Source organism: Streptomyces crystallinus (assembly GCF_039521265.1).
Classification (GTDB): Bacteria; Actinomycetota; Actinomycetes; order Streptomycetales; family Streptomycetaceae; genus Streptomyces; species Streptomyces crystallinus.
Genome location: NZ_BAAACA010000001.1, coordinates 165,066 through 178,427 on the forward strand (window position 1 = coordinate 165,066; position 13,362 = coordinate 178,427).

The 13,362-nt window shown below is 71.6% G+C and carries 15 protein-coding genes; 12 read left to right on the forward strand and 3 right to left on the reverse strand.

Annotated elements, in window-relative coordinates:
• The first annotated feature begins 5 nt into the window (after positions 1–5).
• From ABD236_RS00690 to ABD236_RS00700, 3 genes are all read left to right on the forward strand, one after another.
• On the forward strand, positions 6–1,244 hold the full coding sequence (locus ABD236_RS00690; protein WP_344068395.1) for a sensor histidine kinase: 1,239 nt from the start codon (positions 6–8) through the stop codon (positions 1,242–1,244).
• 393 nt (positions 1,245–1,637) lie between these two features.
• The gene (locus ABD236_RS00695; RefSeq protein ID WP_067165176.1) at positions 1,638–1,934 is read left to right on the forward strand and encodes a DUF4193 domain-containing protein; all 297 of its coding nucleotides are present in this window, start codon (positions 1,638–1,640) and stop codon (positions 1,932–1,934) included.
• 11 nt (positions 1,935–1,945) lie between these two features.
• Positions 1,946–2,920 carry a hypothetical protein gene (locus tag ABD236_RS00700; RefSeq protein ID WP_344068402.1) on the forward strand — a complete coding sequence of 325 codons (975 nt, stop codon included), beginning with the start codon at positions 1,946–1,948 and terminating at the stop codon, positions 2,918–2,920.
• 69 nt (positions 2,921–2,989) lie between these two features.
• Here the strand turns inward: ABD236_RS00700 and ABD236_RS00705 are convergent, their stop codons facing one another.
• Positions 2,990–3,448: a DUF3093 domain-containing protein gene (locus tag ABD236_RS00705; protein WP_344068405.1), complete on the reverse strand. Its 459-nt coding sequence runs from the start codon at positions 3,446–3,448 to the stop codon at positions 2,990–2,992.
• A gap of 58 nt (positions 3,449–3,506) precedes the next feature.
• Between ABD236_RS00705 and ABD236_RS00710 the strand changes: the two genes are divergently transcribed.
• The 8 genes from ABD236_RS00710 to ABD236_RS00745 all read left to right on the forward strand — a co-directional run bounded on the left by ABD236_RS00710 (position 3,507) and on the right by ABD236_RS00745 (position 10,900).
• Positions 3,507–4,091, forward strand: coding sequence for a PaaI family thioesterase (locus ABD236_RS00710; RefSeq protein WP_344068408.1), 585 nt, complete (start codon positions 3,507–3,509; stop codon positions 4,089–4,091).
• Complete coding sequence (gene dut / locus ABD236_RS00715; RefSeq protein WP_344068411.1) at positions 4,088–4,603, forward strand: dUTP diphosphatase; 516 nt, start codon at positions 4,088–4,090, stop codon at positions 4,601–4,603. Before ABD236_RS00710 ends, dut begins: the two co-directional genes overlap by 4 nt.
• Before the next feature lies 1 nt (position 4,604).
• Positions 4,605–5,396 (forward strand): DUF3710 domain-containing protein, encoded by a 792-nt coding sequence (locus ABD236_RS00720; protein WP_344068414.1) that lies wholly within the window; start codon positions 4,605–4,607, stop codon positions 5,394–5,396.
• A 137-nt stretch (positions 5,397–5,533) separates the two neighbouring features.
• Complete coding sequence (locus ABD236_RS00725; protein WP_344068417.1) at positions 5,534–6,265, forward strand: ABC transporter ATP-binding protein; 732 nt, start codon at positions 5,534–5,536, stop codon at positions 6,263–6,265.
• A gap of 137 nt (positions 6,266–6,402) precedes the next feature.
• Complete coding sequence (locus tag ABD236_RS00730) at positions 6,403–8,946, forward strand: ATP-binding protein (protein WP_344068420.1); 2,544 nt, start codon at positions 6,403–6,405, stop codon at positions 8,944–8,946.
• Between the two features lie 31 nt (positions 8,947–8,977).
• Positions 8,978–9,667, forward strand: coding sequence for a response regulator (locus ABD236_RS00735; protein ID WP_344068423.1), 690 nt, complete (start codon positions 8,978–8,980; stop codon positions 9,665–9,667).
• Positions 9,668–9,760: 93 nt separating this feature from the next.
• Positions 9,761–10,159 (forward strand): OB-fold nucleic acid binding domain-containing protein, encoded by a 399-nt coding sequence (locus tag ABD236_RS00740; protein ID WP_190091524.1) that lies wholly within the window; start codon positions 9,761–9,763, stop codon positions 10,157–10,159.
• A gap of 3 nt (positions 10,160–10,162) precedes the next feature.
• A complete protein-coding gene (locus tag ABD236_RS00745) occupies positions 10,163–10,900 on the forward strand; it encodes a DUF3159 domain-containing protein (protein WP_344068432.1) in 738 nt (245 codons plus the stop codon).
• 111 nt (positions 10,901–11,011) lie between these two features.
• Here the strand turns inward: ABD236_RS00745 and ABD236_RS00750 are convergent, their stop codons facing one another.
• Together ABD236_RS00750 and ABD236_RS00755 are read right to left on the reverse strand one after the other, a co-directional pair.
• The gene (locus ABD236_RS00750) at positions 11,012–11,689 is read right to left on the reverse strand and encodes a potassium channel family protein (protein WP_344068434.1); all 678 of its coding nucleotides are present in this window, start codon (positions 11,687–11,689) and stop codon (positions 11,012–11,014) included.
• Positions 11,689–12,357: a potassium channel family protein gene (locus ABD236_RS00755; RefSeq protein WP_344068437.1), complete on the reverse strand. Its 669-nt coding sequence runs from the start codon at positions 12,355–12,357 to the stop codon at positions 11,689–11,691. Before ABD236_RS00755 ends, ABD236_RS00750 begins: the two co-directional genes overlap by 1 nt.
• A 157-nt stretch (positions 12,358–12,514) precedes the next feature.
• Here ABD236_RS00755 and ABD236_RS00760 point away from each other — a divergent pair, with 157 nt between their 5' ends.
• Positions 12,515–13,315, forward strand: a complete 801-nt coding sequence (locus tag ABD236_RS00760) for a hypothetical protein (RefSeq protein WP_344068440.1) — start codon at positions 12,515–12,517, stop codon at positions 13,313–13,315.
• The last annotated feature ends 47 nt before the right edge of the window (positions 13,316–13,362 follow it).

A 13,362-nucleotide genomic window follows, 5' to 3' on the forward strand; every position in this document is an offset into this window, starting at 1 on the left:
CCGCGATGGCCACGACCCCCGCGCCACCGACGGCGCCGCCGAAGCCGACCTGGGACCCCAGGGGGGCCGAACCGCCCTTCCCCTGGGTGCGCCCGACCATCCGGATAAGGCTGACCCTGCTCTACGGCGGCATGTTCATGATCGCGGGCATCCTGCTGCTCTCGATCATCTATCTGCTGGCGGCGACGGCGCTGCACTCCGGCAATGCCCCGTTCAAGATCCTCGGCGGTCAGAACGTGACCGTGCAGAGCGGCAGCTGCCAGATCCCGGGCACCGGCAACGCCCAGGAGTTCAACGAGGCCATCAGCCGCTGTGTGGCCCAGCAGCGCCAGCACGCCCTCGACGACCTCCTGACCCGCTCCCTGATGGCGCTGGTCGGCCTCAGCGTCATCGCGTTCGCCTTCGGCTACGCGATGGCGGGCCGCGTCCTGTCGCCGCTGGGCCGGATCACCCGCACCGCCCGCCGGGTGGCCGGGACCGACCTGACCCGGCGGATCGAGCTGGACGGGCCGGACGACGAGCTCAAGGAGCTCGCGGACACCTTCGACGACATGCTGGACCGCCTGGAGCGGGCCTTCACGGCCCAGCAGCGGTTCGTCGCCAACGCCTCGCACGAGCTGCGGACCCCGCTGGCGATCAACCGCACCCTCCTGGAGGTCCATCTCTCCGACCCCGGGGCGCCCATGGAGCTCCACCAGCTGGGCAAGACGCTGCTGGCCACCAACGAGCGCAGCGAGCAGCTGGTGGAGGGCCTGCTGCTGCTCGCCCGCAGCGAGAACGAGATCGTCGACCGCAAGCCGGTCGACCTGGCCGAGGTCGCCACCCGCGCCCTCGACCAGGCCCGCGGCGAGGCCCAGGCCAAGGGCGTGGAGATCCGCGGCGAGCGGGCGCCCGCGGTGGTCCAGGGCAACGGTGTGCTCCTGGAGCGGATCGCCCTGAACCTGGTCCAGAACGCCGTGCGCTACAACGTGCCCGAGGACGGCTGGGTCTCGGTCACCACCGAGCTCAAGGACGGCCAGGCGGTCCTGCTGGTCTCGAACACGGGGCCGGTGGTTCCCGCGTACGAGATCGACAACCTCTTCGAGCCGTTCCGGCGGCTGCGGACCGAGCGGACGGGGAGCGACAAGGGGGTCGGACTCGGCCTGTCCATCGCCCGGTCGGTCGCGCGGGCCCACGGAGGCCGTATCATCGCGGAGCCCCGTGAGGGAGGCGGCCTCGTGATGCGTGTCACTTTGCCCGTCTGAGCTGCTTTTCGACGCCGTCGAGAAGTTCGCTTTGAGCGGAATTTTCGGGACCCGTTCCGAAGATATTCGTGTGTGATCAATCACAGGGGCAAATTTCCGGCCATCTACTCTCCGTGATCAAGGCTTCCCCCGGAAAACCGGGAAAAGTCCGGGTTTCCGGGGGGTGAGATCACGGGAAGTACACGGGGTGACGCCCGTGAAGTGCGACATTCGGACCGTGTACGGTCCCGATCGCCATCCAAGACGATCACTCTTGAGGAGTGCGGCTGGGTGTCGATTGAGTAACAGACCTTGATGTGAGGCAAAATCTCCGCCTCGGGTCGGGCACAAGTCCGGCCTCTCACGCGTTACGTGCGCTGGAGACACCGCAACCACCCAGAGGGGGAGAGCGACATGGCAACGGACTACGACACCCCACGCAAGACCGATGACGACGTCGATTCCGACAGTCTTGAAGAACTGAAGGCCCGGCGGAACGACAAGTCCGCCTCGGCCGTCGACGTCGACGACTTCGAGGCCGCGGAGGGCATGGAACTGCCCGGCGCGGACCTCTCCAACGAGGAGCTCGCCGTTCGGGTCCTGCCCAAGCAGGCCGACGAGTTCACCTGCATGAGCTGCTTCCTCGTGCACCACCGCAGCCAGCTGGCCCGGGAGAAGAACGGCCAGCCGATCTGCCGCGACTGCGACTGATCAGGCAGACTGTGGCAGGCGCCGAACCGCCCCGGAAGCGACCGTTCCGGCGAAAGGGTGCCCCGGGTTCACCCGAGGCGTCACAGGGCGGCACAGGCCCGGCTGAGGGCGTCCAGACGCCCACCGAGCCCTCCGCCCTCCCCGCGGTGAGCTCTGCCGCAGAGGTACACGAGGACGAGCGGGGCCGATCGGCCTCGCTCGAAGCAGCACTGGACGACCAGGCGGGGCCCGCGGCCGGGGCCCGACGCCTGGACGCCCTGCGCAGAGCCGCGACCGCCAAGGGCGTCCCGGCCATCAAGAAGGGCGTGCGCTGGAGCGGCGTGAGCGCACGGGCCGCAATCGGCCACCTCGCCGACCGCGTCATCGAGATCGCCCCGCGCATTCCGGTCCGCGACCTGGCGACCCTGCGCCGGCAATTCCCGGGTCTCGGCCCGGAGGAAATCGCGGACAAACTGATCTCCGGCGCCGCGAACGCCACCTCGACGGTGGGCGCGGGCATCGGGGCCGCCGCGATGCTCCCCGTCCCGCCGGCCATGCCGGCCGAGCTGGCCGCCGAGATCACCGGCGTCGCCGCCATCGAACTCAAGCTCATCGCCGAGCTCCACGAGGTCTACGGGATGCGGCCGCCCGGCAATCTGAAAGAGCGCTCCACCGCGTATCTGACGTCCTGGACCGAGGAGCGCGGGGTCCAGGTAACCAAACCGGCGACCATCAATGCGGCCCTCGGCGGGCAGATGAAGCGGGAACTGCGGCAGCAGATCATGAAGCGGATGGTCCGCAATCTGCCGAATCTGACGCCGTTCATGGTGGGGGCGGCGGTGGGGGCCGTGATGAATCGGCGCGACACGAAGAAAGTGGCTTCGCATGTCCGGGCCGACCTGCGTGCACGGCAGGTGCCGTGGGAGGCCCTTCCGGAGCTTGCGCCCCTGGAGCAACCCGCTGACCCCCCGCGGCCCGGGGAGCTTCCGAAAGAGCTCGGGCGCTGACGCGCCGAGTCCTGGCGTCGGTTTTCGACCGTGGGCTGTGGTGGGCTGGTCGCGCAGTTCCCCGCGCCCCTAAAGGGCTCGTACGCCGTCCAAGGCCGCCTTCAAAGCCTTCGGGTCCCTCGTCGAGAGGTAGACGTACGGGGTCGGGTCCTCGGGGTCGGTGATCTCCGCCCGTATCGCCGTCGGGATGTAGCTGCGCAGCAGCATGAACGCCCGCGGGTCCGCCTTGTGCAGGCGCCAGGCCCTGGCCTCCTCCGCCTCCAGCACCTCGGGCTCGCCGAGCGCCGTCACCGGGATCCGGGCGTCGCCCGCCACCAGCGTGCCCGCCACCACCCGGATCCGTACCGAACCGTACGAACTCACCACCACCGCGGCCGCGGCCGTCCCGCCGATCAGGCCGGCCAGGAGCGGCAGGCCGCCCAGCGGGAGCAGCATCAGCGCGCAGGCCACCCCGACCAGAGCGGCGATCAGCCACCAGGAGCGGGGGGCGGTGAGGCGTTCGGTGTACTGAGGGGCGTTCGGCTGCATGACAGCAAGCTTGGCACGGCGCGACCGGCGCCCTGGACCGCGGGTAAGGTCAGCGGCTGTGACTGCTAGATCTGCGTCCCTGACGCCCCCGGCCGACGCCGCGCCGCCGGTCCGGCACCCCGACGCGCCCGCCCCGGGCGACCTGCTCGGCGCGCACTACGAGCACTGCTTCGGCTGCGGCGGCGGACAGCCCCATGGACTGCACCTGGCGGCGCGGGCCGGTGAGGGCGTGACCGTGACCGCCGAGTTCACCGTGCGCCCGGCGCACCAGGGCGCGCCCGGGCTCGCGCACGGCGGGGTGCTCGCCACGGCGCTCGACGAGACGCTCGGCTCGCTGAACTGGCTGCTCCAGACCATCGCGGTGACCGGCAGGCTGGAGACCGACTTCGTGCGGCCCGTGCCGGTGGACACCGTGCTGTTCCTGGAGGCCGAGGTCACCGCCGTCGACGGCCGGAAGATCTACTCCACGGCGACCGGGCGGATAGGCGGCCCCGACGGGCCGGTCGCGGTCCGGGCCGACGCCCTCTTCATCGAGGTGAAGGTCGACCACTTCATCGAGAACGGCCGTCCGCAGGAGATCCAGGCCGTCATGTCCGACCCCGACCAGGTCAGGCGCGCCCGCGCCTTCGAGGTGAACCCGTGACCCGTAACCCCGTAGACGTCCTCCTCCGCCGAGTCGACCCGCAGGTGCCGATCCCGGCGTACGGGCACCCCGGCGACGCGGGGGCCGACCTCGTCACCACCGAGGCCGCCGAACTGGCCCCCGGGGAGCGGGCCGTACTGCCCACCGGGGTGAGTATCGCCCTGCCCGACGGGTACGCGGCGTTTGTGCATCCGAGGTCCGGCCTGGCCGCACGCTGCGGTGTCGCCCTGGTGAATGCCCCAGGGACGGTGGATGCCGGGTACCGTGGGGAAATCAAGGTGATCGTGGTCAATCTCGACCCGCGCGAGACCGTGCGGTTCGAGCGATTCGACCGGATTGCCCAACTTGTCGTCCAGCAGGTCGAGAAGGTCCGCTTCCACGAGGTGGCGGAGCTTCCCGGTTCGGCGCGGGCCGAGGGGGGCTTCGGTTCCACCGGCGGTCATGCCGCTGGGGACGGCACTACGGGTGGGAATCGATACGCTTCGGTCGTATCCGACCGGGAAGGACAGTGACGTGTTCGGACGTCGCAAGAAGAGCGGATCCGCCGAAGAGCCGGCGGGCGAGGCCGAGCAGGTCGTCGACGGCATCGATGCTGAAGACGGCGACTACGCCGATGCCGACTACGCCGGTGAGGCGGACGGGCCGCGCCGCGTGAACCTGCCGCCGGCGCCCCGGCCGGACGGACCGTGGGACATCAGCGAGGTCTCCGAGGCGGCCGACGGCCGGGTCGACCTGGGCGGGATGTTCGTCCCCGGGGTCGAGGGCATGGAGCTGCGGGTCGAGGTCGCGGGTGACGCGATCGTCGCGGCCACCGTCGTGCTGCGCGACAGCGCCGTACAGCTGCAGGCCTTCGCGGCCCCCAAGAACGAGGGCATCTGGGGCGAGGTCCGCGAGGAGATCGCCTCCGGCATCACCCAGCAGGGCGGTGTCATCGACGAGGTCGAGGGCCCGCTGGGCTGGGAGCTGCGGGCCCAGGTGCCGGTCCAGCTCCCGGACGGTACGAACGGTGTGCAGCTGGTCCGCTTCGTCGGCGTGGACGGGCCGCGCTGGTTCCTGCGCGGTGTGATCTCCGGCCAGGGCGCGGTGCAGCCGCAGGCCGCCGGGCTCCTCGAGCAGATCTTCCAGGACACCGTCGTGGTGCGCGGCGACGGCCCGATGGCCCCGCGCGACCCGATCGTCCTGAAGCTGCCGGACGACGCGCAGATGATGCCCGACGGCGTCCAGCAGGAGGAGCAGGAGGGCTCGCGCTTCTCCGGCGGCATGGGCCAGCTCCAGCGCGGCCCGGAGATCACCGAGGTGCGCTGACCTCACCGGTCCCACGGCGGGCCGCGTCCCCTCACCGGGACGCGGCCCGTCGGCGTGTGCGCCCCCGTGCATTGCCCGGACGGGTGCGCGCTGCACATACTGGCGCGGCCGGGGAACACACGTACGGGGGAGCGGGCATGAGCGAGAGCACCAGCGGGCGCGGCACGGCGGTCGCCGAGGAGCCGGGCACCGGGCCGATGGTCGTCGTCGAGGACCTGCGCCGCTCGTACGGGGAGGGCGCCGCCGCCGTCCACGCGCTGCGCGGGGTCTCCTTCGAGGTGCCGCGCGGCGAGCTCGTGGCGCTCAAGGGGCGCTCCGGATCGGGCAAGACGACGCTGCTCAACCTGGTCGGCGGGCTGGACCGGCCCGACGGCGGGCGGATCACCGTCGACGCCACGGACCTGGCGGACCTCGGCGAGGAGGGGCTGCTGGCGCTGCGCCGCGACCGCGTCGGCTTCATCTTCCAGTCCTTCGGGCTGATCCCGATCCTGTCGGCCGCCGAGAACGTCGGCGTCCCGCTGCGGCTGCGCAGGGCCGACCCGGCCGAGCGCGAGGCGCGCGTGGAGCTGCTGCTCGCCCTGGTCGGGCTCGCCGACCACGCCCAGCAGCGCCCCGGCGAGCTCTCCGGCGGCCAGCAGCAGCGGGTCGCCATCGCCCGCGCGCTCGCCAACCGCCCCGCGCTCCTGATCGCCGACGAGCCCACCGGCCAGCTGGACGCCGAGACGGGGCTCGCCGTGATGGAGCTGCTGCGCGCGGTCGTGCGCAGCGAGGGCGTCACCGCCCTGGTCGCCACCCACGACACCCAGCTGCTCGGGCTCGCGGACCGGGTCCTGGAGCTCAGCGACGGGCGGATCATCGACCACGGCTGACCGGCCCGGCCTCGCCCCGTCCCATCAGAATCGCGTCAATACGGCAGCTCAGCGGGACCCCCCGTCCGATATGCCGGAATCGGTGGCCGTAAGGTCGGCACCGCGTACGCAGCAGTTCTCTGAAAGACAATGGGGCCATGGCACGCGGCAAGCTACGGATCTACCTCGGTTCGGCACCGGGCGTCGGCAAGACGTACGCGATGCTGTCCGAGGGCCACCGGCGCGTGGAGCGCGGCACCGACTGCGTGGTCGCGTTCGTGGAGCACCACGGCCGCCCGCGCACCGAGGTGATGCTGCACGGCCTGGAGCAGGTCCGGCGACGCGAGATCGAGTACCGCGGCTCGGCCTTCACCGAGATGGACGTGGACGCGGTCCTGGAGCGCCGGCCCGCGGTCGCCCTGGTGGACGAGCTCGCCCACACCAATGTGCCCGGCTCGCGCCACACCAAGCGCTGGCAGGACGTCGAGGAGCTGCTGCGGGCGGGCATCGACGTGGTCTCCACCGTCAACATCCAGCACCTGGAGTCGCTGGGCGACGTCGTCGAGTCGATCACCGGGGTGCGCCAGCGCGAGACCGTGCCCGACGAGGTGGTGCGGCGGGCGGACCAGATCGAGCTCGTCGACATGTCGCCGCAGGCCCTGCGGCGCCGGATGGCGCACGGCAACATCTACCAGTCCGACAAGGTCGACGCGGCCCTGTCCAACTACTTCCGCCCCGGCAACCTGACCGCGCTGCGCGAGCTCGCGCTGCTGTGGGTCGCCGACCGGGTCGACGAGTACCTCCAGCAGTACCGGGGCGAGCACGACATCCGCTCCACCTGGCAGGCCCGCGAGCGGATCGTCGTCGGACTGACCGGCGGACCCGAGGGCCGCACCCTGATCCGGCGCGCGGCCCGGATGGCCGCCAAGGGCTCCGGCAGCGAGATCCTCGCGGTGTACGTGGCCCGCAGCGACGGGCTCACCTCCGCCTCGCCCAAGGAGCTCGCCGTCCAGCGCACCCTGGTCGAAGACCTTGGCGGAACCTTTCACCACGTCATAGGCGACGACATCCCCGCCTCCCTCCTGGAGTTCGCCCAGGGCGTCAACGCCACCCAGATCGTCCTCGGCTCCAGCCGCCGCAAGACCTGGCAGTACATCTTCGGGCCCGGCGTCGGCGCGACCGTCGCCCGGGAGTCCGGGCACGACCTCGACGTCCACATCGTCACCCACGAGGAGGCGGCCAAGGGGCGCGGTCTGCCGGTGGCGCGCGGCGCCCGGCTGGGGCGGGTCCGCCGCATCTGGGGCTGGCTCACCGGGGTCGCGGGACCGGCGCTGCTCGCGCTGCTGCTGACCAACGTCGACGCGGACCTCGGGCTCGCCAACGACATGCTGCTGTTCCTGACGCTCACGGTCGCCGCGGCCCTGCTCGGCGGACTGCTCCCGGCGCTCGCCTCGGCCGCGTTCGGCTCGTTCCTGCTGAACTACTACTTCACCCCGCCGCTGCACCGGATCACCATCGCGGACCCCAAGAACATCCTGGCCATCGCGATCTTCTTCCTGGTGGCGGTCTCGGTGGCCTCCGTGGTCGACCTCGCGGCCCGCCGCACCCACCAGGCGGCCCGGTTGCGCGCCGAGTCGGAGATTCTCTCCTTCCTCGCGGGCAGCGTGCTGCGCGGCGAGACCACCCTGGACGCGCTCCTGGAGCGGGTCCGCGAGACCTTCGCCATGGAGTCCGTGGCCCTGCTGGAGCGGGCCGGCGACGTGGAGCCGTGGACCCGCGCCGGCAGCGTCGGCCCGCACCCCGTCGCCCGACCCGAGGACGCCGACGTCGACATGCCCGCCGGCGACCACATGGCGCTCGCGCTGAGCGGACGGGTGCTGCCCGCCGAGGACCGCCGGGTGCTCGGTGCCTTCGCCGCCCAGGCCGCCGTGGTCCTCGACCGCCGCCGCCTGCTCGACAAGGCCGAGGAGTCCCGCAAGCTCGCCGAGGGCAACCGCATCCGCACCGCGCTGCTCGCCGCCGTCAGCCATGACCTGCGCACCCCGCTGGCCTCCATCAAGGCCGCCGTGACCTCGCTGCGCTCCGACGACGTCGAGTGGTCCGAGGACGACGAGGCCGAGCTCCTGGCCGGGATCGAGGACGGCGCCGACCGGCTCGACCACCTGGTCGGCAACCTGCTCGACATGTCCCGCCTCAACACCGGCACCGTCACCCCGATCATCCGCGAGATCGACCTCGACGAGGTGGTCCCGATGGCGCTCGGCGGCGTACCGGAGGACAGCGTCGAGCTGGACATCCCGGAGAGCCTGCCGATGGTCGCCGTCGACTCCGGCCTGCTGGAGCGGGCCGTCGCCAACATCGTCGAGAACGCCGTCAAGTACAGCCCCGAAGCCACCCCCGTCCTGGTGGCCGCCAGCGCGCTCGGCGACCGCGTCGAACTCCGGGTGGCCGACCGCGGCCCCGGCGTCCCCGACGAGAGCAAGGAACGGATCTTCGAGCCCTTCCAGCGGTACGGTGACGCTCCGCGCGGCGCCGGAGTGGGGCTGGGGCTCGCGGTCGCCCGCGGCTTCGTGGAGTCGATGGGCGGCACCCTCACCGCCGAGGACACCCCCGGCGGCGGTATGACCATGGTCCTCACCCTCAGGGCGGTGCCCGGCCCCGGCCCGGTCCTCGCCGACCTCTCCGCCCAGGTCACCTCGTGACCCACGGCCCGCGACAGAAAGCAGGACCCGCATGACCCGGGTGCTCGTGGTGGACGACGAGCCGCAGATCGTCCGCGCCCTCGTGATCAACCTCAAGGCGAGGAAGTACGAGGTGGACGCGGCCCCCGACGGGGCCACCGCGCTCCAGCTCGCGGCCGCCCGCCACCCCGACGTGGTCGTCCTGGACCTCGGACTGCCCGACATGGACGGCGTCGAGGTGATCAAGGGGCTGCGCGGCTGGACCCGGGTGCCGATCCTGGTCCTCTCGGCCCGCCACACCTCGGACGAGAAGGTCGAGGCGCTGGACGCGGGCGCCGACGACTACGTCACCAAGCCGTTCGGCATGGACGAGCTGCTCGCCCGGCTGCGGGCGGCCGTGCGCCGCGCCGAGCCGGTCGGCGGCGAGGGCGCGGGCGACGTGGTGACCGTGGAGACCGAGGGCTTCACCGTCGACCTGGCCGCGAAGAAGGTCAACCGGGAGGGCCGGGACGTACGCCTGACGCCCACCGAGTGGCACCTGCTGGAGGTGCTGGTGCGCAACACGGGACGGCTGGTGAGCCAGAAGCAGCTCCTCCAGGAGGTCTGGGGCCCCTCCTACGGGACGGAGACGAACTACCTGCGCGTCTACATGGCCCAGCTGCGCCGCAAGCTGGAACTCGATCCCTCGCACCCGCGCCACTTCATCACCGAGCCCGGGATGGGATACCGCTTCGAGCGGTGAGCGGCCGTGTCCGTGCGGTGACGGCCGTGGACGCGTCCGGGAAGGCCGGGCGCGGGCATCTCCCGTGTCGGTGGCGCCCGGTACGCTTTCTGTATGAGTGCTGACCTTCGAACCGAGAAGCCCGCGGGGCGCTTCCGCCGGATGCTCGACCGGCTGTCCACCTCGCAGGAGGACTTGCACTCCGCGGAACTGCAGGAGGACACGCAGGCCACGGGGTGCACCCGCATCTCCGACTGCGACGACCGCCAGATAGTCAAGGTGACTGGTACCTTGCGGACGGTCACCCTGCGCCCGAGGGCGGGCGTCCCGGCGCTGGAAGCCGAGCTCTTCGACGGGACCGCCCCGCTGGACGTGGTGTGGCTGGGACGGCGCTCGATCGTGGGCATAGAGCCGGGCCGCAAGCTGATCGCCTCGGGCCGGATCTCGATGAGCCATGGCCGGCGGGTGCTGTTCAACCCCAAATACGAACTCCGACCGCTCGGACAGGAGTAGCCGGTGACGTCAGTCGACAAGCCGACCACCACGACCGCCGCCCAGCACGCGCGCACCGCCGCCGACGCCAAAGCCGTCACCGAAGCCGCGCTCTTCGAGGCGTTCGGCGGGATCCGGGGCATGGTGGAGACGTGCCTGCCCGGCCTCCTCTTCGTCACGATCTTCACGGTCAACAAGGACCTGCACAGCTCGGCGATCGCCGCCGTCGCGGTCTCGCTGCTGCTCGTGGTGGTCCGGCTGATCCGCAAGGACACCGTCAAGCACGCCTTCAGCGGCGTCTTCGGCGTGGCCTTCGGCGTGGTCTTCGCAATGATGACGGGCAACGCGAAGGACTTCTATCTCCCCGGCATGCTCTACACGCTGGGCCTGGCGCTCACCTACCTGGTGACGACGCTCTTCGGGGTCCCGCTGATCGGGCTGATGCTGGGCCCGGTCTTCAAGGAGAACCTGTCCTGGCGCACCCGCAACCCGGGCCGCAAGAAGGCGTACACGAAGGCGAGTTGGGCCTGGGGCCTGATCCTGCTCGCCAAGTGCGCGATCCTCTTCCCGCTCTACTGGTGGGCCAACACCTCCCAGCTGGGCTGGGTGCTGATCGCCCTGAAGATCCCCCCGTTCCTGCTGGCGGTCTGGCTCACCTGGATCTTCCTGGCCAAGGCCCCGCCGCCGATCGACGTGTTCGCGGAGATGGAAGCGGAAGAGGAGGCGGCTAAGGCGGCCAAGGCGGCCGAGACCGCCCCGTAGGGGCGCGGGGAACTGCGCGACCAGTCACAGACGGCCCGCAGCTTGGGCACATGGCAAAGGGCCGGGAGTACGCACCGTACTCCCGGCCCTTTGCACACCCATGAGGGCACGTCAGCTGGCGGACTCTTCCCGACGGACCGACAGCAGGTCCTCCAGCTGCTCCTCGCGCGCCTGGGCGGCCACGAACAGCAGCTCGTCGCCCGCCTCCAGCGTCTCCTCCGCCTGCGGAGTGAGCACCCGCGTCCCCCGGATGATCGTCACCAGCGAGGTGTCCTGCGGCCAGGCCACATCGCTGACCTGGGTGCCCGCCAGCGCGGACTCCGGCGGCAGCGTCAGCTCGACCAGGTTGGCGTCGCCGTGGCTGAAGCGCAGCAGCCGCACCAGGTCGCCGACGCTCACCGCCTCCTCGACCAGCGCCGACATCAGACGCGGGGTCGAGACGGCGACGTCCACGCCCCACGACTCGTTGAACAGCCACTCGTTCTTCGGGTTGTTGACCCGGGCGACCACGCGCGGCACACCGTACTCGGTCTTCGCGAGCAGCGAGACGACCAGGTTCACCTTGTCGTCGCCGGTGGCCGCGATGACCACGTTGCAGCGCTGGAGCGCCGCCTCGTCCAGCGAGGTGATCTCACAGGCGTCGGCGAGCAGCCACTCCGCCTGCGGCACCCGCTCCACCGAGATGGCGGTGGGCGCCTTGTCCACGAGGAGCACCTCGTGACCGTTCTCAAGGAGCTCGCCCGCGATGGAACGACCCACCGCGCCGGCCCCGGCAATCGCGACGCGCATCAGTGACCGCCCTCCTCGGGACCCTGGGCGAAGGCCGCCTCGACCTTCTCGACCTCGTCCGTCCGCATCATCACGTGGACCAGGTCACCTTCCTGCAGCACGGTCTGCGAGCTCGGCAGGACCGCTTCGCCCAGCCGGGTGAGGAAGGCGACGCGCACGCCGGTCTCCTCCTGCAGCGTGCTGATCTTGTGGCCGATCCAGGCCGTGGAGGTGTGCACCTCCGCCAGCTGCAGCGCGCCGCTCGGGTCGCTCCACAGCGGCTCCGCGCCGGACGGCAGCAGCCGCCGCAGCATCTGGTCGGCGGTCCAGCGGACCGTGGCGACCGTCGGGATCCCGAGCCGCTGGTACACCTCGGCGCGGCGCGGGTCGTAGATGCGGGCCGCGACGTTCTCGATCCCGAACATCTCGCGGGCCACCCGGGCCGCGATGATGTTGGAGTTGTCGCCGCTGGAGACCGCGGCGAACGCGCCGGCCTCCTCGATCCCCGCTTCACGCAGGGTGTCCTGGTCGAAGCCGACACCGGTGACCCGGCGACCGCTGAACCCGGAACCGAGCCTGCGGAAGGCCGTGGGGTCCTGGTCGACGACGGCCACGGTGTGGCCCCGCTGCTCCAAGGTCTGCGCGAGAGCGGCTCCCACTCGCCCGCAGCCCATGATGACGATGTGCACGTCCCCTCACATACTTCCTTGTCGGCGTTGCCCGGTCATGAGCTTATGCGGCTCGCGGCGGTCTGCACTCACCAGCGTCGGTACTTCCGCGGGCGCAGTCGGTGAGCCTCCCACCGCAGGACGCCCCGCCGCACATCCGTCGCGCAGGCTGAGACGCATGGAAACGACACGGCGTTCACTCCTGCCCGAGGGCGATCGTCTTCCGGCCACGGCCGGCCCGCGCGGCGGCGCCGCCGCGCGGCTCGCGCTGGCCACCGCGGCCGCCCTGTTCGCCTCCGGACTGTTCCATCTGGGGGTGTTCGCGGTGGCGGGCGGCCCCTGGGACGGCCCGGTCTCCTGGCGCAAGCCCGCCACCTTCGGCCTGTCCTTCGGCCTCACCCTGGCGGCGCTGACCTGGGTGACCTCGTACGTACGGACCAGCGCGCGCACCCGTGCGGCGCTGCTCGGGCTGCTGGCCGCCGACAGCGTGCTCGAAGTGGCCGGTATCACCCTCCAGGCCTGGCGGAAGGTGCCCTCGCACCTCGACATGGAGACGCCGTTCGACTCGGCGGTCTCGATGACGCTGGCCTTCGGCGGGGGTCTGCTCGTGGTGATCCTCACGTGGTTCGCCGCCGCCGCGTTCCGCCGCCCGCCCTCGGGACCGGCCGGGATGGCGCTCGCCGTACGGGCGGGCTTCGCGATCCTGCTGGTCGCGCTCGCCTCCGGCGCGGCGATGATCGCCCGGGGCGTGGTGCTCACCCGCACCGGCCACCAGCTCGCCGCCTACGACTCGACCGCGCCGCTCAAGCCGCTGCACGCGGTGAGCCTGCACGCGGTGCTCGTCCTGCCGGCGCTGGCGTGGCTGCTGGCCCGTACGCGACTGAGCGCGCCGGCCCGTGCGCGGACGGTGGCGGCGGCGGCCGCCGGGTACGCGCTCGCGGTCCTGGCGGCGGCCGTGTGGGCGGCTGTCTCGTACTGATGGGGGGTGGCGGGTGGGCCGCGTCAATACGCAGCCCTTACGCTTCT